This window comes from Myxococcus sp. AB025B, assembly GCF_006518215.1.
Lineage (GTDB): Bacteria > Myxococcota > Myxococcia > Myxococcales > Myxococcaceae > Myxococcus > Myxococcus fulvus.
Map to the genome: position 1 here is coordinate 1 of NZ_SRLW01000198.1, position 18,966 is coordinate 18,966.

The 18,966-nt window shown below is 68.7% G+C and carries 14 protein-coding genes and 2 pseudogenes; 4 read left to right on the top strand and 12 right to left on the bottom strand.

What is annotated here, in order from left to right:
• The coding region (locus tag FL311_RS45405) for a hypothetical protein (RefSeq protein WP_228557128.1) at positions 1–206 on the bottom strand (206 nt) is incomplete at its 3' end.
• 115 nt (positions 207–321) lie between these two features.
• A pseudogene (locus tag FL311_RS45410) lies at positions 322–449 on the bottom strand (IS3 family transposase); the annotation flags it as partial.
• A 201-nt stretch (positions 450–650) separates the two neighbouring features.
• Between FL311_RS45410 and FL311_RS28150 the strand changes: the two are divergent.
• Complete coding sequence (locus tag FL311_RS28150) at positions 651–3,566, top strand: cell wall anchor protein (RefSeq protein ID WP_141329790.1); 2,916 nt, start codon at positions 651–653, stop codon at positions 3,564–3,566.
• Positions 3,567–3,968: 402 nt separating this feature from the next.
• Positions 3,969–6,335 (top strand): hypothetical protein, encoded by a 2,367-nt coding sequence (locus FL311_RS28155; RefSeq protein WP_141329792.1) that lies wholly within the window; start codon positions 3,969–3,971, stop codon positions 6,333–6,335.
• 63 nt (positions 6,336–6,398) lie between these two features.
• Here FL311_RS28155 and FL311_RS28160 read toward each other — a convergent pair whose 3' ends face one another.
• The 3 genes from FL311_RS28160 to FL311_RS28170 form a co-directional block, all read right to left on the bottom strand.
• Positions 6,399–7,616 carry a carboxypeptidase-like regulatory domain-containing protein gene (locus FL311_RS28160; RefSeq protein WP_228557129.1) on the bottom strand — a complete coding sequence of 406 codons (1,218 nt, stop codon included), beginning with the start codon at positions 7,614–7,616 and terminating at the stop codon, positions 6,399–6,401.
• Positions 7,617–8,733: 1,117 nt separating this feature from the next.
• Positions 8,734–9,480, bottom strand: a complete 747-nt coding sequence (locus FL311_RS28165) for an SDR family oxidoreductase (protein ID WP_141329794.1) — start codon at positions 9,478–9,480, stop codon at positions 8,734–8,736.
• 41 nt (positions 9,481–9,521) lie between these two features.
• Positions 9,522–9,827, bottom strand: a complete 306-nt coding sequence (locus FL311_RS28170) for a nuclear transport factor 2 family protein (protein WP_228557130.1) — start codon at positions 9,825–9,827, stop codon at positions 9,522–9,524.
• A gap of 86 nt (positions 9,828–9,913) precedes the next feature.
• On the opposite strand from FL311_RS28170, the gene FL311_RS28175 reads away from it, so the two are divergent.
• The gene (locus FL311_RS28175) at positions 9,914–10,816 is read left to right on the top strand and encodes a LysR family transcriptional regulator (protein ID WP_141329798.1); all 903 of its coding nucleotides are present in this window, start codon (positions 9,914–9,916) and stop codon (positions 10,814–10,816) included.
• Positions 10,817–11,089: 273 nt separating this feature from the next.
• On the opposite strand, the gene FL311_RS28180 is transcribed toward FL311_RS28175, so the two are convergent.
• Positions 11,090–12,346, bottom strand: a complete 1,257-nt coding sequence (locus tag FL311_RS28180) for a hypothetical protein (RefSeq protein ID WP_141329799.1) — start codon at positions 12,344–12,346, stop codon at positions 11,090–11,092.
• A gap of 45 nt (positions 12,347–12,391) precedes the next feature.
• Positions 12,392–13,237, bottom strand: coding sequence for an AraC family transcriptional regulator (locus FL311_RS28185; protein WP_141329801.1), 846 nt, complete (start codon positions 13,235–13,237; stop codon positions 12,392–12,394).
• A 266-nt stretch (positions 13,238–13,503) separates the two neighbouring features.
• Between FL311_RS28185 and FL311_RS28190 the strand changes: the two genes are divergently transcribed.
• Entirely contained in the window at positions 13,504–14,640 is a 1,137-nt protein-coding gene (locus tag FL311_RS28190) for a serine hydrolase (protein ID WP_141329803.1), read from the top strand.
• A gap of 47 nt (positions 14,641–14,687) precedes the next feature.
• Here the strand turns inward: FL311_RS28190 and FL311_RS28195 are convergent, their stop codons facing one another.
• The 5 genes and pseudogenes from FL311_RS28195 to FL311_RS46335 all read right to left on the bottom strand — a co-directional run.
• Positions 14,688–16,085: a hypothetical protein gene (locus tag FL311_RS28195; RefSeq protein WP_141329804.1), complete on the bottom strand. Its 1,398-nt coding sequence runs from the start codon at positions 16,083–16,085 to the stop codon at positions 14,688–14,690.
• A 153-nt stretch (positions 16,086–16,238) separates the two neighbouring features.
• A complete protein-coding gene (locus FL311_RS28200) occupies positions 16,239–16,574 on the bottom strand; it encodes a putative quinol monooxygenase (protein ID WP_141329806.1) in 336 nt (111 codons plus the stop codon).
• Positions 16,575–16,636: 62 nt separating this feature from the next.
• On the bottom strand, positions 16,637–17,191 hold the full coding sequence (locus tag FL311_RS28205; protein WP_141329808.1) for a dihydrofolate reductase family protein: 555 nt from the start codon (positions 17,189–17,191) through the stop codon (positions 16,637–16,639).
• A 240-nt stretch (positions 17,192–17,431) separates the two neighbouring features.
• The gene (locus FL311_RS28210) at positions 17,432–18,697 is read right to left on the bottom strand and encodes a WD40 repeat domain-containing protein (protein WP_228557131.1); all 1,266 of its coding nucleotides are present in this window, start codon (positions 18,695–18,697) and stop codon (positions 17,432–17,434) included.
• 30 nt (positions 18,698–18,727) lie between these two features.
• A pseudogene (locus FL311_RS46335) lies at positions 18,728–18,966 on the bottom strand (hypothetical protein); the annotation flags it as partial.

Sequence of the window (18,966 nt, forward strand, 5' to 3'; positions counted from 1 at the left end):
ACCAGCCCTTCTGGGGGCACGTGGTTCTCCGCGCGGGGGTCGGGCCACAGCCGGTACCGCAGAAGTCGCTCACCGCCGAGCGGCTCGCGAATGCCATCCGCACAGCACTGTCTCCGACGGTACGGGCACAGGCCGCAGCGGTGGGTGAACGCATCCGAGCAGAGGACGGGGCCGCGCGCGCCGTACGCCTCATCGAACAGACACATTTGGAGTGGAGTTACCAGCGAGCTTCAACCTAATGTCTGGATGATTCCTGCACCACCTACCGCGGCCCCTGACTGGAGTGACACCGGTCTCAGGGAGTCCCGGCGACCTGTTGGTTCAAGCCGCGGTTCGGCACCTCTTCTCAATCTTGGCGGGAGACTGGAAACCGGGGCGGAAGGCCTCCGGCGCGGATTGTACCCGCCCTCGATGTACTGGAAGACAGCCATCCTGGCCTCTGCGTGAGTTGGGCTTCTCGTTCTCCAAGGACTCAGCGTGACCACATGGACAGGACTGCCATCTTCTTTCGATGACACCCGACATTCCCAACCATTTCACGGCAACTTTCCCGCGTCATGACAGTCGATTGCGCTTCGCACCGCGGGGTCCTTCACATGGCCGATTCACGGACCTCCAGTCCGGTGAGTCGACAACCCGAGCGAAACCCCATGAACCCATTCCGAAGTCTGTGGCTCGCGGTCGCCCTGCTGCTGGCCGCCTGCGAAACGACTGAGCTCGCGCAGCCCGACGACGTCCAGGATGCGACGACGGCCCAGGGCCTCTCCACCCTCTCCGTGCGCGGAACCACCAGCGCGAGCGGCCTGGCCACCACCACCCTCTCCATCCCCACCCCCGTCGGGACGGCCGCCGGAGATGTGCTGGTGGTGCAGCTGAGCAATCGCGAGGCCGTCACCGCCGTCGCCACCCCACCCGCTGGCTGGACGCTGCTGCGCTCCGAGCAGAGCGCCTCGGCCATCAAGTCCTGGCTCTTCCTCCGCGTGGCCAGCGCGGCCGAGCCGAGCAGTCACACCTTCACCCTCGACGTCGCCAGTGCCATGGCGGCCACCCTGGTCGCGGTGTCGGGCGCGGATCCGCTCCAGCCCATCGACGTGCACGTGGGCCAGAAGAACGGCAACAGCGCGAGCCTCGCGCTGCCCGTCGCCACCACGTCGTCCGCGAACGGCCTCGCCGTGTGGTTCTCGGCCCAGGTCTGGGGAGGCACCGCGTGCCCCGCGGTCCACACCCCTCCGACGGGCTTCACCGAGCAGCTCGACACCTGCCTCGTCTCGTCGACGCGCGGCGTGCTGCACAGCGCCGCCACCTCGCAGCTCGGGGCCGCCGGTGCCCAGCCCGCCTTCACCGGCAGCTCCACGCTCCCCAACACCAACATCACGCACGCGGTGGTGCTGCGTCCGCTCCAGCCGCCGACCGCCGAGGAGATCACCCTCGTCGGCACCACGCACGCGAGCGGCAAGACGGTCACCAGCCTGACCCTCTCGACCCCCACGGGCGTCGCCGCCGGTCACGTGCTGCTGGCGCACCTCGCGAACCGGAACCAGATCGGCGCCGAGCTCACTCCGCCCGCGGGTTGGACGCTGGTGCGCACCGACATGAGCACCTGGAGCATCCGCGGCTGGGTCTTCGTCCGCGTCGCCACCGCCAGCGAGCCCGCGAGCCACACGTTCCAGAGCTCCCTCGCAAGCTATCTCGTCGGCAACCTCGTGGCGTATGCCGGCGTCAATCCGGTCGACCCGATCGACGCGCACGCCGGCAAGAGCAACAGCGGCTCGACGGCCTTCACGACGCCGCAGCTGAGCACCTCGAGCGCGGGCGGGGCCGCCGTCTGGTTCGGCGCGCAGGCGTGGACCGGCGCCGCGTGTCCGACCCCGGCGATCGAGCCCCCCGCGGGCTTCGCCGAGACCTACGACACCTGCCTGGTGTCCTCGTCCCAGGGCCTCGTCTTCAACGCCGCCTTCATGCCCCTGGCCGGTGCCGGCCTCCAGGGACCGTTCAACGGGAGCTCGACGTTCGCCGAGACCAACGTCGCCCAGGTCGTCGCCCTTCGCCGCGCCGTGGTCCCGCCGTCCTCGGGGGTCGCGTTGCGTGGGAGCTCGCGCCACAGCGGCCTGTCGCTCGCCTCGCTGTCAATCCCCAAGCCGTCGGGAACCCAAGCCAACGACGCGCTCATCGCGCGGGTGATTGTGCGCAACAACATCTCCGCGACCGTCACGCCGCCCGCCGGCTGGACGTTCCTGCGCTCGGAGCAGAGCGCCTTTGCCATCCGCACCTGGATCTTCTACCGCGTCGCGGGCGCCTCCGAGCCCACGAGCTACACGTTCGGCCTGGACGCGACCACCCACATGGCGGGGAGCGTGGAGGCCTTCAGCGGCGTCGACCCGGTCCAGCCCATCGACGTGCACGCAGGCCAGAAGAACGGCGACTCCGCGTCGTTCACCGTGCCCGACGTGGTGACCGGCAGCGTGGGTGGCCTCGCCGTCTGGTACGGCTCACAGGTCTGGCCGGACGCCACCTGCCCCGCCACCGGCATCGAGCCGCCGCTCGGCTTCACCGAGGCCTTCGACGCGTGCCTGGGCCACGCCAACGGACTGCTCTTCAATGCGGCCTACCGGTCGCTCACCGCGCCGGGCCTCCAGACGGGCCTCTCCGGCAGCTCCGCGTTCGTGCAGACCAACACCGCGCACGTCGTCGTCCTGCGCGCCGCCAACGCCCCCACCTGTGTGGTCGGCGACACGTACGCGAGCACCTTCACGCTCCAGGGCACCGTGACCGCGCCGGAAATCGTGGAGCCCTCGGGCCTGGCCGCCAGCCGCGTGGTCGGCAACGCGCTCTACGTGCACAACGAGGACACCACCGCCATCGTCGCGATCAACACCCTCAACGCGAGCACCCTCGGCACGTTCAACGTGACCAACGTGACGCCGGCCGACTGGGAGGACCTCGCGACCGGGCCCTGCCCGAGCGGCTCGTGCATCTTCATCGGTGACATCGGGAAGTGGAGCGCCAACTTCCCTCCGGGCGGCAGCCCCACGTCGTTCACCATCTACCGCGTGCCCGAGCCGGATCTCGCCAACGGCCAGACCTCGGGGGGGCTCGTCGCCGAGGCCTTCCCGTTCGTCTACCCGGACGGCTCGAAGGACGCGGAGGCGCTGATGGTGCACCCCACCACCGGGGACATCTACGTCGTCACCAAGGACGGGGGCACGGGGAAGAGCGGCGTGTACAAGTTCCCCCAGCCGCTGACGCCGGGCGTGCAGGCCACGCTGATCCACGTCCACACCATCCAGCTGCCGCTGAACGGAGACGCCAACTTCTCGGCCGCGACCGCGGCGGCGATCCACCCCTGCGCGGATCGCTTCCTCCTTCGCACCTACCGCACTGTCTACGAGTTCCGTGCGACGCCGGGGCTTGGCTTCGAGTCGGCCGTCTTCGCGACGCCCGTCACGCTGACCGACACCGCCGAGGGCCAGGGTGAGGCGATGGAGTACGAGGCCAACGGCGCGAGCTACTTCACGATGAGCGAGAGCCCCTCGCCCTTCAGGCTCAAGCGCGTGCCCCTGCGGTAGGACCGCGTCGACACGCCGAGGAGCACGGCCGGTCGTGGGGCACACCCTCATGACCGGCCTTGCTGTTCCGAGCTGGGAGCTCGCCTCCCTGCGCTTCGACGCCAACGACGACCTCCAATCGCTGGCGGGAGGGTCAGCACCAACCTCTGGCCGTGCACCGGCGCCCACTGCATCAGCAACTGCTTCTCCTGCTCGGGAGGAAGCTGTCCCTGTCGTGACTGCATCCACCGCTCCGCGCCTGCCCGCGTCCCAGGACTGTTCACAACCCAACACTCCCCACACCCCTCGGGGCACACTCGCAGTGAAGTAAACAATATAAGGAACTCGGGGATTTCCTGCGCCATCCCTGGCGTCGGTCATCCCTCGTTCCAGACAGTCAGACACTGCCGAGGGAGCCCATCCATGCACCATGTCTTGAAGTCCGTCGTCTGTATTTCCGCGCTGCTGGCGGCGCCCGCCTGGGCGTTCAAGCCGGAAGCGCCCTCCGCGCCGGGCTCACTGGCGAGCCAGGCCTTCTTCAAGCCCGAGCTCACCATCCCCAGCGGACAGCTGTCGCTCGAGGAGGCGCTGCCGAAGCTGAGTGGCGCGAGCGCCCGCGCGTGGGATGACTTCTTCGCGCGCAATGGCCGCGACTTCCAGGTCTACGTCGATGCCCAGACGGGCACGGCCGCCAACGTGATGGGCTCCATCCCCCTCATCCCGGGCACCGGCGTGGGCAACAAGCTCACGCTGGAGAGCGTGCGCCAGCAGCTCGGGCGCGGCGTCGCGCGGGTGGACGCCGCCGTCGTGGGGGACCTGGTCCTGCGCTTCATCGACGCCAACCGGGACGCGCTCGGCGTGGACGTGCGCCAGTTGGCAGAGCCCCGCGTCGAGCAGATCTCCGAGCACCTGTGGCAGGTCTCCATCCCCCAGCAGCTCAAGGGCATCCCCGTCCGCCACGGACGCCTGGCCGCCACCATCAGCCACGGCAACCTGGTGCTGATGGGCACCGAGTCCTGGGCCAACGTGGAGATCTCTCCGGTGCCGCTGCTGGCCGCCGACCAGGCGATGATGGCGGGCTTCGAGCGCTTCGGCATCGAGGAGAGCCCGCCGACGTTCTGGAAGCAGCCCACGCTCGAAATCGTCCCCGTGGCCCGCCAGGGCGCCGGCTTCGGCCAGTCCTACGGCCACCAGCTCGTGTGGAGCTACGGCTTCCAGCAGCCGGGGGCGCACGAGCGCTGGAAGGTCACCGTCGAGGCCACGCGCGGCGAGGTGCTGTCGCTCGAGGACGACAACCACTACTTCGACCAGACCATCAAGGGCGGCGCCTTCCCGCTGACCAACACCGAGTCCTGCACCAGCACCGCGACGTGCGGGTTGAGCTTCGCCAACACGCCCATGCCCTGGGCCGACACCGGCTTCCCGGCGCCCGACGACTACACGGACAGCGCTGGCGTCTTCAACTACGTGGCGGGCACCACCACCACCACGCTCAACGGCAAGTACATCCGCATCCAGGACAACTGCGGCGCCGTCACCGCCTCCGCCCCGGGCACCATCGACCTGGGCGGCGTGACGACGCAGCACGACTGCGCCTCGCCGGGCTTCTCCCCGGGCAACACCTCCGCGTCGCGCAGCTCCTTCTACGAGCTGAACCGGATTGCCCAGATTGCCCGCGGCTGGCTGCCCACCAACGCGTGGCTCAACGGTCAGCTCACGTCCAACATGAACATCGTCAGCACCTGCAACGCCTTCTGGACCGGGTCCACGGTCAACTTCTTCCGCAGCGGCGGTGGGTGCCGGAACACGGGCGAAATCGCCGCCGTGTTCGACCACGAGTGGGGCCACGGCATGGACGACAACGACGTCGCCGGCACGCTGTCCAACTCCAGCGAGGCCTACGCGGACATCGCGGCCATCTACCGCCTCCCCACGTCGTGCGTGGGCCATGGCTTCTTCCAGACCGTGGACCAGGGCTGCGGCATGACGCCGGACGGGACGGGCTACAACGTGAACGAGGCCCAGACGGGCGCGCCCTGGTGCGCCAGCCGCTGCTCGGGCGTGCGTGACGCGGACTGGGCGGCCCAGGTGCCCAACACGCCCGCCACGCCGCAGAACTTCGTCTGTGGGCGGTGCGGCGGCGGCGGTGGACCGTGCGGCAGGCAGGTCCACTGCGCGGCCTCTCCCGTCCGACAGGCGGCGTGGGACCTGGTCGCTCGCGACCTGCGGGCCCCGCCCTTCAGCTACGACGCCAACACGGCCAACATCATGGGCAACAAGCTGTTCTACCAGGGCAGCGGCAACATCGGCACCTGGCACGCCTGTGACTGCACGCTCGGCACGTCGAGCGGCTGTGGCGCCACCAACGGCTACATGCAGTGGCTGGCGGCGGACGACGACAACGGCAACCTCACCGACGGCACGCCGCACATGTCCGCCATCCACGCCGCCTTCGCCCGCCACAACATCGCCTGCACCTCGCCGGCGCGCGTCAACGCGGGCTGCGCGGGCGGCCCCACCGCGGCGCCCACCCTCACGGTGACGCCCGGCGTCGGTCAGGCGAACCTGTCCTGGAGCGCGGTGGCCGGCGCCACCGAGTACTGGGTGATGAAGTCCGACGGCTTCGCCGCGTGCGGCTACGGCAAGGCGAAGGTCGCCACCCTCACCGGCACCACGTACACGGACACGGAGGTGATGGCGGGACGCCAGCACTGCTATTCCATCGTCCCCGCCAGCAGCAACGCCTGCTACGCGCCCGCCAGCCCCTGCACCTGCACCACGCCGACCTGATTCCGGCCGGCGGGTCCCGGCGCGGCCCCACGCGTGGAGCCGCGCCGGTGCTTCAAGCCCGGCTCACGGGTTGTAGACGAACGTCACCGAGGAGTTGCACGGCTGGGTGCCGTTCACGATGTCCGCCAGGGTGATGTCGCCGAACGGGGACACCGTGGACTTGGGGAAGCCCGTGCCGCCCCACGGCGCGCCCGAGTTGAACTGGGTGAAGCCGCCCGTCGGGGTGTAGATGGGATACGTGCTCGGGTCCGTCGGGTTGGGGTTGGAGAAGATGGTCATGTTCGCGGCGCAGTCCGCGGGGGCGCCGGGGAACTCCACGCCCACCTCCTGGTCCACGTTCGGACGGCTGTTGTAGAGGACGACGAAGGGGATGCTCGGCGTCACCGTGTCCGTGAAGGGGACGAAGGTGTTGCCCGCGTTCTGCATCGCGAGGTTGAGCTTGATGTCGTAGCAGTAGGCGGGGAAGCCCACGAACTCGACGGTGGTGCAGGCCGGCGTGGTCATCTCCAGGTCGATGTTCCAGGTGCCGAGGCCACCGTTGGAGGGGACCACGGAGCTGGGCGTGGACGCGGGCCCGCCGATGAGCGTGAAGGTGCTGCCGGTGCTGTTCGGCTGGAAGTTGGCGCGCTGCTCCACCCAACGGTTGATGGTGGCATCGAAGCGCCAGGCGGCGGCACGGCAGCGGCCGTCGAACACGCAGGCCGGCATGATGCCTCCGGCCGCCTGGGGAACGCGGATGGAGACCTGCGCGGTCCGGTCCTTGGCCAGGTTCAGGGCCTGGCCATCGGCGGTGGTGGCGCCGATGAAGAAGGCCCCCACGGACTCGAGCGCGACCTGCCTGCCGTTCCGGTTCACCGCCGTGAAGTCACCGGGCATGTCGCGCGGGCCGTACGTGGCGGCGGAGACGAGCACGGTGCCCGTCGCCGGCTGGCCGGCGGCGTTGACCAGGGAGCCCGCGGGGATGCTCACCGCCAGACCACCGACCTCCAGGTTGATGGGCTGCGTCGCGCTGAACTGCCGGATGGGAGCGCGCGGCAGGACGTGGGTGATGTTGAGCCGGCCCGCGCTCAGGTAGTCCGTATCCGGCGCGAAGCCCGACTTGCTCACGCTGATGATGTAGCCCGTCGTGCTGTTGACGGACACGAAGTACTTGCCGGCCGTGTCCGTGGTCCGGTTGATGCCGTTGATGACCACCGTGGCGCCGGAGATGGGCTGGCCGCTGGGGTCCACCACGGTGCCGGTGAAGGTCGCCAGCTCCTGCGACACCGTCCCTTCGAGCACCTCCCCAGGAGCCTTCTGCGCAGGCTCGACCGTGGGACCTTCAAGGCACCCGAATGAAAGCACCGCGGGCGCCAGGAATGCGAGACACCAATTCCTCATCGTCGTCATGACAGGTTCTCCTCGGCTGCGTTGACGGCGGCCGGGGACCAGGGACTGGCGCCGGCCGACACGGCGAGAACACCGTAATGGGAAAGTGAAGAAACACACACTCCGGGTGCGACCCAAAGGACAAGCAAGTGTCGCGAGGTCGACAATTCACCCTGGGTCAGTCGCGCCCGCCCGCTTGATGGCGCAGGGCGGCAGACAGCATCCCTGTCGGGTTACAGGGAGAGCCGAGGCGGGAGGTCCTCCAACGACAGCTCATCACCGTCGTCGGAGAGGTTGTTCATCCAGGCGGAGTGCGCCCATTTCCGGGTCTCGACAACGAAAACGATACCGTTTCGCGGACTGGAGCTACACCGGTCTCGCGGAGCTCCGGCGACCTGGTGGGTCAAGCCGCGGTTCGGTACCGCTGCTCATCGTTGGCGGGAGACGGGTAGCCGAGGGCGGAATGCCTCCAGCGCAGCTTGTACCAGCCCTCGAGGTTGTTGAGCGGACTCGACGAACCCGACGTAACTCCACCTTCGTCTTCTTCCTCGCTGGTGGGGGCGCCAGGCCCCCAAGCGGAGTCGGACCCGCGTGCCGTCTCGAAAGAGGGAGGAGGCATGGGTGCTCGTCCTGTCGTCGTCATCGAACATGAGCACGGGGCCGTGCTTTCGCGAGCACTCCTTGAAGCCCTTGACCGTGGACTGCTGATCGGCCCCGAGCATCCAGTTCAGGACGAGCGTCTTCCCGTCGACCACCCCGACGGCATGATCCACCAAGGCGTGGTCCACGGGCTCGTGTGGCGCCCCTTCTGGCCGCCCCCGGCCGCTGCACGAGAAGCACGAACCACCGTGGAGTCGACGAAGCGGACGAGCATGTCCAACTCGTCCTCCTTCCCTGCCCCCCTGAACCTGGTGCGGCAGCAGAGGGGCCAAGGCCCTCCACTGCCGCTCGTTCAATTCGTAGCGCATCACGCCGGCTTGCCTCCCCAAGGAGGACAACGACCGGCGGCGGCGCGTCCACCAGACAGGGCCTAGCTCACGGGCACCGTCCCGCCGTCGATGACGTACTCTGCCCCGGTGATCGCGCTCGCTCGGTCCGAGACGAGAAATCCAATCAGCTCGGCGACCTCGGCCGGACGCGCGGGGCGCCCGAGAGGGATTCCGCCGAGCGAGCGCATCACGAGCTCCCTCGCGCCCGCCTCGTCGGTGCCGTTCTTCGCCGCGATCTCGCTCATGAACCCGACGGAGGCCTCGGTCTCGACCCAGCCCGGGGACACGCGATTCACGCGCACGCCCCGCGGCGCGACCTCCTTCGAGAGCGCCTTGCTGTAGTTCGAGAGCGCGGCCTTGGCCGAGGCGTACGCGGTCGTCGCTTCATGAAGCGGCAGCTGCCGCTGGATCGACGTCACGTGCACGACCGCGCCACTCCGGCGCTCGCGCATTCCGGGGACCAGTGCCCGGTCGAGACGCACCGCCGCCATCAGGTTCAGGTCGATCGTCTTCTGCCACGCGTCGTCGTCGAGGACGGAGAAGCCTCCCGCCGGCGCCGACGTTCCCCCCACGACGTGGACCAGGATGTCCACGGCTCCGGCGGCCTTCACGACACGCGCGCAGCCCTCGGCCGTGGCGACGTCGGCCGCGATGAAGCCCTCGCCCGCACCTTCCCGCGCGGTCGTCAGCACCGTCGCGCCGGCCTCGCGCAGCCATGCGACCACCGCCTTGCCGATGCCCTTCGTTCCGCCCGTCACGAGCGCACGCCTACCCTCCAGCTCTCTCATCACGTCATCTCCTTCCACAGGGTTGAAATGGGCATCACGGCTCACGCGCCGATGCTCAAAGCCGCAATCCGCTCGTCCTTCATCCGGAACGCAAAGTTGAGCGTGATGGGACTGCCGGGAAACCGGCCCGTCACTCTCGCGCGGACCTCGCAGGCATCGTCCTTCGCGTTCACCTCGAGCGGCTGCGCGACGGCCTGGTACTTCACCTGGGAGTCACGCCACCATTCATTGATGGCCGCATGCCCGACATGCCGATGTCCCTCATCCTCGACAACGGCATCGGGCGCGAAGGCGTGGAGCGGCGTGGCACTGCCCGCGTCAAAATAGGCTCGAATGGATGGGTGCATGGTCATGCCCCAAGAAGTAAGCCCGCACGATTGCCCCCTCAATGGGGACAAAGTAGGATGCGGCATCCCGAAATACAGGACTATCGATGTATCAACCCGGGCTGAATGATCTCGATGCCGTCCTCGCCGTCGCTCGCAGGAGCTCGTTTCGCGGCGCGGCCCTCGATCTCGGGATGTCGACGACGGCGATGAGCAGCGCGATCGCGAAGCTCGAAGCACATCTTGGCGTGCGCCTCTTCAACCGCACGACGCGCAGCGTCTCACTGACCGACGCCGGCAGAGCGTTCGTCGAACAGGTGGCTCCGGGACTCGCGGACATCCGCGGCGCGATGGACGCGGCTCGCTCCCGGCAGGCAAAGCCGTCCGGCATGCTGCGCATCAACACGTTTGCGACCGCGGCGCGCGAGCTCCTCGCGCCCCTGGTGCTCGAGTACCTCCGCCGCCATCCGGATGTGCATGTCGACGTCGTGACCGAAGGCCGGCTGGTCGACGTCGTCGCCGAGGGGTTCGACTTCGGCGTGCGGATGGCGAGCCTCGTGCCCACCGACATGATTGCCATTCCGCTGGGAGAGCCCCAACGCCACGCCATCGTCGCTTCGCCCGCGTACCTGAAGAAACACGGTCGGCCACGCGTCCCATCGGACCTCTTCCGTCATCGGTGTATCCGAGTGCGCTTGCCGAACGGCAGCCTCTTCCGGTGGGAGCTCCGTAAGCGGGGGCAGACGGCCCTGATCGATGTGACGGGGCCCATCACGCTGGACGAGGCCAGCCTCTCGCGGATCGCGGTCCTGGAGGGCATCGGACTGGGCTTCTTCATGGAGCCGGACGTGCGCGGCGACATCGAAGCCGGACGCCTCGTTCGCGTGCTTGAGGACTGGACACCGGAGCTCGCTCGTCTCTGCCTCTACTACCCTGGCCGACGCAATTCCTCGGCCGCGCACACGGCGTTCGTCGCACTGGCCCGCGAAGTCGCGGCAGCGCGCAAATGAGCGCCGCGATGGCTGCCGCTGGCGAACCGCTCGGGTCCGTCCATGCTCATCCCGCTTCGCGACGAAGGTGGAGCGCCTGCACGCCGGACCTGAACCGCTGCGCCGATGGCCGTGCAATGGAGGTACAGCGGCCTCGCGCTTAGCTCGACTTTCCCATTTCACAGGAAAACACAGACTCTCGGTGAATCAACCATGGACCGGGAGGACACCCTGCGGACGCAATGGATTGCGTTGACCCTCGTGATGGGCGCCATCGCCTGCGCACCCGAGGGCCTATTCCTTCAACGCCTTCACGGGATAGCTGCCGGTGTAGGAACGGAAGCGCTGCTCCAGCTTCCCGGGCACGAGCACGCCCGTGTCGAACAGCTTCAGCAGGAAGTCCTCGTACGTCGTCCACTGGGAGAAGTCCGCGCGCCGGAGCTCCTCGTAGAGCACGTAGGCCAGCACGTGCATTCCATCGTCGTGGTCGCGGAAGAAGGCCGCGCCCGTGAGCGGCTTGCCATCCTTCGCGCGGAGCAGGCCCTGGCGCTCGCTGACGAAGACGTCGATGGCCTCGGCGCAGTCCTCCTCCGTCAGCCCCTTCGCGGTGGTGTAGCCGAACGCCGGGTCGTGCTCGCGCACCAGTCGCTGGAAGTAGGGGTCCGCCTCCAGGGCCGTCAACCGCGCGTCGATGGCGCCCTCGCGCTTGAACGGCGGGTGGAGCAGTTCGTGGACGGCGGTCTTCACCGTGACGCTCAGCGGGTAGGTGAGGTCGGTGAGGAAGTTCCAGCCCGTCACCCGGATGCCGTGGGGCCTGGCGAACTTCAGCACGTGGGCGTTGAGCTCCTCCACGTGGAGCGCCCGGCCGAGGACGTCCTCGCCCCAGCCCACCACGTCATGGGGCGCCACCTGGACGCCGAGTCGCGCGATGGCCTGCTCGACCTGGGGCAGGTACTCCGCGCGCCAGATGCGCGAGAAGCCGATGCGCTGGAGAAAGGCGAACAGCACGCCCAGGTCCTGGCGCACGTCCTCCATCTCGGTGAAGTCGGAGTCCTCGGCGTAGCTCGTCGCCTCGAAGCCCCGGCGCATCGCTATCCAGGCGGCATCGTCCGACACCGTCCTGGCCAGGTCTTCCACGGTGGTGGCGCCCGTGACGGAGAAGACGAGCGTCAGGTAGGGCCCCACCATCTTCCCGGCCTGCTTTCCCATCCGCTCGGTGAGGTGCGCGAGCGCGGCCTTCTCCCCGGGCTCGAGCAGGGCGGAGAAGCGCTGAAACTCCTCGGGGTAGAACCGCGTGTAGAACGCGTCGCCACGGAGCAGGTTCAGCAGGCAGAGGGCGTCGTAGGCCTCGGAGGGACGCAGCACCCAGTGCGTGCGTCCGGCCTCCACGCGGGTGACGGCCGGCGCGGGAGCTGTCGGGACCACCTGCCGTGATGCGCAGCCGGATGAGGCCAGCCACAGCGTGGCGACGAGGGCCACGGCGGGCAGGCCCCGGCGGGAGTCGAAGGTCGTCGGAGCGGGGACGGGGGAAGCGAGCGGGTCCGGAGTCATGGCGCCGAAGCTGCCCCGTCCGCGCGAGGACGTCTTGGACGGAACTCATCCCGTTGGACGAAACGAGCGGCCCGCGAGCAGCCGCCGGTACTCGGCCGGGGTCAGGTGGAGGCGGCGGCTGAACTCGCGCGTCATGTGACTCTGGTCGCAGTAGCCCGCCTCCAGCGCGATGACGCTGAGGGGCCGCGCCGTCTCTCGCAGTGCCCGGCTGGCGCGCTCCAGCCGGGAGCGGCGCAGGTGGTCGGCGGGAGTGCACAGGAAGAACTGGCGGAAGCCTCGGCCCAGCTGCGTGGGGCTCACCCCCGCTTCACGAGCCAGCTGCGCGAGCGTGGGAGGCGGCCCCTGGACCGCATCCAGCAACTCCCGCACCCGTGTGAGCCACGCGGGAGGGGCCGACACCTTCGGGGGCATCGTGGCGCGCACGGCCTCGGCCAGCAGCTCCAACGCCAGCCCTTCGATGGCCAGCGCCGCCAGGTCATCCCCGCGGCGGAACTCCTGATAGAGGCGCGCCGTCAACGAGGACAGTCGTGCCGACGCCAGCTCCCTCCGGCCGTCCAGCCGGGACACGAGGGGGTAGCGCGACCGCCAGACCGACTCGGAGAAGTCGACGTTGAAGGTGCGGGTGAGCCGACCGGCGATGCGCTGCTCGTGGGCGACCTCGGGTTCCTGGAAGGCCACCGACCTGGGAGAACATTCCCGGGCACGCCCTTCCAACACGTCGGTGAAGCCGCCTTCCAGCGTGAGCCGGAAGCCCGCGTGCCGGTGCCGGTGCCGGGGGAGGACGACGTCGGGGGGATAGGTGCTCTCCGTCAGGACGAGCCCTGCCACCTCCAGGCGCTGGAGCGGTGTGCCGAGATAGCGACCAAATCCAAGGACGGGTGCGGAGGACACGAAGTTCCTATGTACAGCCCGTGAGTCGATTGCAATCGCCAGGCTCCATCCAGGAGCCCAGGTCCAGCACGCCGCACGAAACTGCTTTCGGGCGGCACCCGGGCACGGAAGGCCCGACAACGCCATGAGAGGCCGCGGACGCGGGCCAGTCCGGCGGTCCGTGTCCCCGCTTGCCCGGCGGCTCGTTCAAGTCCCCTCCCCCCGGCCAGCTGGCTCCGCCCCGGGGGGCATGCGAGAGTGCCCACCCCCTCTGGACGATGCGCCTGATGAACAAGCTCTCTGTAACCATTGCAGGAATGATGTGGGTGTTGGCCGCTTGCAAGACGACGGGCCCCGCACCCGCCCGCGATATCCCCACGGCAATGAACCAGGCCGCGACGACCCTGCTTCAGTCCCCGCTGCTGCACGCGACCTCGATCGCGGTGGTCTATCGCGGCGAGGAGTTCATCCTGCATCGGGGCGAGCTGGAGACCGGCAAGTCCAATCCGCCCGATGACTCGACCCTCTATGAGATCGGGTCGGTCAGCAAGACCTTCGCCGGGCTGCTGTTGGCGAACGCGGTCCTCGAAGGCAAGGCGACCCTCGACGACCCGATACAAAAGTATCTGCCGTCCGCCTATCCGAACCTTCAGTCAGACGGCGAGCCCATCCGGCTGCGCCATCTGGTCACCCACACCAGCGGCATGCCGGGGATGCTGCCACTGCAAGTGAATGATGTACTGCGGGACTTCACCGCGCATGCCACCCCGGCAAAGCTCAATGCCGCCTATGCGGACTACGGGCAGCCGCGGTTCTGGCAGGACCTGCACACCGTCAGCATCAAGGGCCCGCTCGGAAAGGACCATGCCTACTCGAGCGCCGGCACCGAGCTGGTCGCGCACACCCTCGAGAAAATCTACGGGGCGCCCTACGAGTCGTTGCTCGCGGAGTTCCTGGCACGGGAAGCCGATATGCACGACACGTGGCTGCGCCTGCGTGCCCAGGACACCCACCGTCTGGCGCCTGGCTACCACAGCGACAACCCCGTCGGCACCACACCGATGCCACTGTTGCCCTGGGGCGCGGCGGGGGCCTTGAAGGCGACAATGCCGGAGATGGTGAAGTACCTGCGCTTGCAGCTGAGCAACCATCCCGCGGTGGCAGAGTCACACAAACCGCTGGTGCGCTTCGCGGAGGACTTCAGCATCGGCTATTTCTGGAACATCGGCCAGAGCAGCCAGCTGGGCACCTACTACGTGCATCACGGCGGCGTGCCTCGCGCGCAGTGCTATCTCTACCTCGTGCCGAAGTACCAGTTGGGGGTCTTCATCATCACCAACCAGAGCGGTGATGCGACCGCCAACGCCATGGAGCGCGCGCTGGCGCCCCTCTTCGACAGGGTTGAATCCATGCAGGGTCGCTAGCGCAGGCCGGCAAGATGAGAGCTGGGCTCGTGGCACGAGACCGCGGCTCAGTGAACCAGGCGCTGGCCCGTTCCCGAGTGGAGCAGGACCCGCGCCATTGCCGCCGCGACCAGGTTTCCCCCAGGCTCCATGGCCTCGCGGAGCATCTTGTCCCGGTCCGCCGAGGGCGCGGCATCGGCCGCGGACTCGATCAACAGACGCGAGCGGATGTCTGGCTCCTCCGCCTGCGCCAACCCCACCTCGAGCGCCGCCCGTGCCTCGTCCTCCCGGTCGAGCGCCTTGAGCTGCCGGGCCAGTTGCAGTTGAAGCTCGGGCACTCCCGGCGCCTCGCCGATGGCCTGGCGTGTGAGTCGCAACCGGTCCTCCGTCCCCAGGCTCGGAAGCTCGAGCGTACGCAGCACGGTGAAGGCCAGGTACGGAATCCTTCCGGCGGCAATTCCAGCCGCCAGCCAGCGCTCGGCGCGACAGCGGTACCAGCCCGGCGCGAGCGCCTCCACCTCGTCGTACCAGGACACGGCCTCGCTCGCGCGCTGGAGGTGGAGGAGCGTGACGGCCCCTTCGTAGCGGGGCTCGGGCGAGTAGACGTCGATACGCCGTGCCTCCTGGAAGAGCGCGAGCGCCTCCCCGTAGCGGCCCTCCCCGCCCAGCTCACGGCCTCGCTCGACCAGGGCCGTGGTGCGCGCGAGGTCGAGCCGATTGCGACAGAAGATGAATCGCAGCCTCCCCTCGATCAGCGCGGGCAGCTCGTCCAGTTCGAGGGTGACGCCGTCGAGTTCCGCCACCACCCGATTGAGCGGCTCACCGGCCCGGACGATTTCGGCCACCTTCCGGATGCGGCGGGCCCGCGAATCCTGGCCCCCCTGCTCCAGCGCCACCGCGAGCTCCATGGCCACGCCCGCGGCCTCCACTCCCTGCCCCAGGTAGCGGTGCGCCTCAAAACAATTCTCCAGGTAGGCGACGACGCCCTCGTCGTCACTCGCCGTCCGGCACAGCTCCATCGCCTGCCGGAAGAGCGGAAGCGCGGTCTCCGCCCGGCCCTCCTGGAAATGACACGCAGCCATCTGCCCGAAGGTCATGGCCTTCATGGACTCGGCGCTTCCTCCCGACAGGCCCTGGATTCGCTCCGCCTCGGGAGTCAGCAGCGCGAGCGCACCTTCGAAGTCCAGCCCGCGCATGAGCGTGTTGGCGCGCTCGCGTGTCTCCTGCCAGCGCACGACAGGGTTGCCGGCGGGAGGCCCCATCATCCGCTGGAGCATTTCGGGCCGGTCCCGAGTCTGCGCGAGGCACTGAGCGATGCCGATGAGCCCCTGGGCATAGCGCTGGAGCTGTGTCGGCTCCTCGCGGACGCTCTCGGGAACCGTCAACCAGGCGGGATGGTGCTCGAGGAGCAGGGCTTCGTGCTCGGCACAGAGCCGGATGAGCGCCGCGTCATTCTGTGACTGCACGGCATCGAAGAGGAGCTCGCGCACAGCCTCGGGCGAGGTGGGTGCCGGCCTGACCGTGCGACCGAAGAGACGATTGAAGAAGCCCATGAAGCAAGGATACGCGAGCGAGAGCCGTTCACGACACTCCGATGAATCGGACGCGGAAGCCCAACATCACAACGCGACGTTGACCGCGACCCCTTCGCGCCCGGTCGCCCACTCGCGCAAGTACGCGTTCAGCTCCCCGAAGAACGATATCGACACCAGGTCCGACACCGCGAAGAGCTCCCGGAGCAGTGCGCCCACGTGGTTGTTGTGTGTTTCGGCCGCGTCGGCGTCCACGTACTCCTCGATGATGGAGTAGTGACCGGGCTTCTGCGTGGTGAACCACTGGTAGCGCAAGGTCCCCGGCTCGGTCGCGGCGACGGTGGCCAAGGCCCGCGCCGCTCGGAGGAACTCCGTCTCCCCGCCGGCCCGGGTCTTGAATTCACAAATCACCAGAAGGCTCATTTGACGCTCCTGCACAGGCTTCATTGATTCGTTCGCTCGCGCGAACCTCGGGGCCGTCCCGCTCAACCCGCCTTGCGACGCAGGTGGAGCGCCTGAACGCCGGACTTGAACCGCTGCGTCGAGAGGAGCTCGAGCTGCCGCGCACTCGACAGGCCCTGAAACAACGTCGGCCCGCGGCCGCTGATGATGGGGTGAACGACGATGCGGTACTCGTCGATGAGCCCCCACTCCTCGAGCGAAGCCGCGAGCTTGGGCGCGCCGACCAGGACACCCCGCTCGGTCTTCGCTTTCAGCGCCAGGATGGCCTCACGAAGGTCCCCCTCCACCTTGATCGTGTTCTGCCACGGGAAGTCGCTCCGCGAGCCCGACACGACGTACTTCACCTTCGCATCGAGCTTCTGCGCCCACTCGCGCATCGCGCGCGGCGCATTCTCGTCGCGCGCCACCGGAGGCCAGGCTCCCTCCATCAGCTCGTAGGTGTTGCGCCCGAAGAGCATCGCCCCGCTCTGCTCCATGAGCTCCCTCCAATAGTCGTGCAGCTCGTCGTCCACGATTCCCTGGGTGTGATCGATGCACCCGTCCAGCGTCACATTGAGACCAAAGGTGAGGAGGCTCATGGCGTGGGACTCTATGAGAAGCGCGCCCACCGCGCAGCAGCCCGCGACCTCGACGCAATGCCCCCTCCCCGTCGGGCCCGGCCGCCGTGGGCCGCGAAGCCGCCCATGAGGAGCCTCGCCCCTTCAGCTGCGCACACGTCGAAGCAAGCGACGTTCACTCAGCTCCGCCGAGGAACTGGACGAAGAGCCCTCCCACCCGAGAACGCATCGTGCGGCGGTCCATGGGAAGTGCGACATGAATCAATCCCAGCCGCCCGGCAGCGACGACAGCAGGTCCTCGAGGCCATCGAGGATGCGCCGCGCGCTGAGCTCTCCCTCGACCCGCTCCCCGACACTGTCGGGGGCACTGTCGAAGCCGAGCTCATTCTCGGCGCCCTCGATGCCGATAACGCCCTCGACGACCAGGTCGGTTCCATCGAAGACCTGCACGGCGTGGGCCCTCTTCGAGGACAAGGGCCGCGAGAGGTCGCACGACCAGAGTCGCCTGCGGAGCTCCGAGGCGAGGAAGCAGGCGCCGACGGCCGCAGCTCCTCCCTGGGCGACCAGCGGCATGACGACCGAGTCGGCGCGGGCATCACCTTCGGCCTGCTCGAGGTCGCCATTCGCATGCACCCGGAGCCACAGCCCCTGCCGCTTCCGCAGCCGCAGCAGGAGCGGACTGCCTCCGCGTGAGCGCTTGGGAATACCGGGCACCGACACCTCCCGTTCGAGTTCCTCCCCGCCGAGGTCGTGGACGACCAGGTCGCCCTTCGAGGTGCCCACCGCGACGAAGCGGTCATCCGGAGACACGCTCAGACACGAGACGTCCCACGGGGACACCTCACATGGCAGCACCCCGAGCACCCGCCCGCTACGACTCGAAACGAGTGTCACGCCCTCCCGGCCACCGGCCGCGAGCCAGCGCGTGCTCCGGGCCATCGCCAGCAACGTCTCCTGACCGTGGCCATACGCCAGGAGCTCCGAACTCCAGCCCGTCCCACCGGTCTCGTGGTCCCACCTGTAGAGGCGCGGCCGGACCGCGTCGTCATCCCGGTTGAGGCGTGACTTCACGCCCACCACGCGAGGCGCGGTCGGCAGCACGAAGCCCGGCCCGATGGCCTCGTCCCGTGCCCCCTTGAACCGCGAGAGCTCCTGCCCCGTCCGCGCATCAAGCACCACCAGGTCCCACTCGAAGAAGCACCACAGCTTCGTCCCGTCGTCGGAGAGCGACAGGCCACACGTGGGCTCGAACGTGTGGAGGCCCTTCAGGAGCGGCTTCGGAGTCGAGCCTGGCGTCCACGACCAGACCCCGTCGCCGTTGGTGGCATGGCCCGCCCAGTACACGACACCGTCCGGAGAGACCACCAGCGCCTTGGGACGCGCCGCCAGGGGTGCGCGCTCCAGCACCCTGCCGGAGTCCAGCGCGTACACCCGGGCGACCCGGTCCTCGAAGGTCGCGGCCAGCAGGTTCCCCGTCGGGAACAACCGGACCTTGTCGAGCCCCTCGGCGAGCGTGATTGCCGCCATGGTCCGCGCGGCCGCGATGTCCCAGACGCGGACCGTGGAGTCCCCCGCCGCCGCCGAGACGAGCCGGCGCGAGTCCGCGAGCCAGTCCGCGGCGAGGATGGGCGTGGAGTGGCCCTCGAGTTTCGTGCTCGGCCTGCGAAGGGGGTGTGGATCTGATCCTGAGCATCGCCTGAGCGAAAGGGCGGGTTGGCAGGAGCAGGCCGAGGCGTGGGAGAAATCCCGGCCATGGTGAAAGTGACGCTGGAAGTGCCCGAGGAGGTCGCCACGCT

Excerpts from the sequence above, each read along its gene's own strand:
- FL311_RS28150 (WP_141329790.1), top strand. The coding sequence starts at position 651 with ATGAACCCATTCCGAAGTCTGTGGCTCGCGGTCGCCCTGCTGCTGGCC.
- FL311_RS28155 (WP_141329792.1), top strand. The coding sequence starts at position 3,969 with ATGCACCATGTCTTGAAGTCCGTCGTCTGTATTTCCGCGCTGCTGGCG.
- FL311_RS28165 (WP_141329794.1), bottom strand. The coding sequence starts at position 9,480 with ATGAGAGAGCTGGAGGGTAGGCGTGCGCTCGTGACGGGCGGAACGAAG.
- FL311_RS28170 (WP_228557130.1), bottom strand. The coding sequence starts at position 9,827 with ATGCACCCATCCATTCGAGCCTATTTTGACGCGGGCAGTGCCACGCCG.
- FL311_RS28175 (WP_141329798.1), top strand. The coding sequence starts at position 9,914 with ATGTATCAACCCGGGCTGAATGATCTCGATGCCGTCCTCGCCGTCGCT.
- FL311_RS28180 (WP_141329799.1), bottom strand. The coding sequence starts at position 12,346 with ATGACTCCGGACCCGCTCGCTTCCCCCGTCCCCGCTCCGACGACCTTC.
- FL311_RS28190 (WP_141329803.1), top strand. The coding sequence starts at position 13,504 with ATGAACAAGCTCTCTGTAACCATTGCAGGAATGATGTGGGTGTTGGCC.
- FL311_RS28200 (WP_141329806.1), bottom strand. The coding sequence starts at position 16,574 with ATGAGCCTTCTGGTGATTTGTGAATTCAAGACCCGGGCCGGCGGGGAG.
- FL311_RS28205 (WP_141329808.1), bottom strand. The coding sequence starts at position 17,191 with ATGAGCCTCCTCACCTTTGGTCTCAATGTGACGCTGGACGGGTGCATC.
- FL311_RS28210 (WP_228557131.1), bottom strand. The coding sequence starts at position 18,697 with ATGGCGGCAATCACGCTCGCCGAGGGGCTCGACAAGGTCCGGTTGTTC.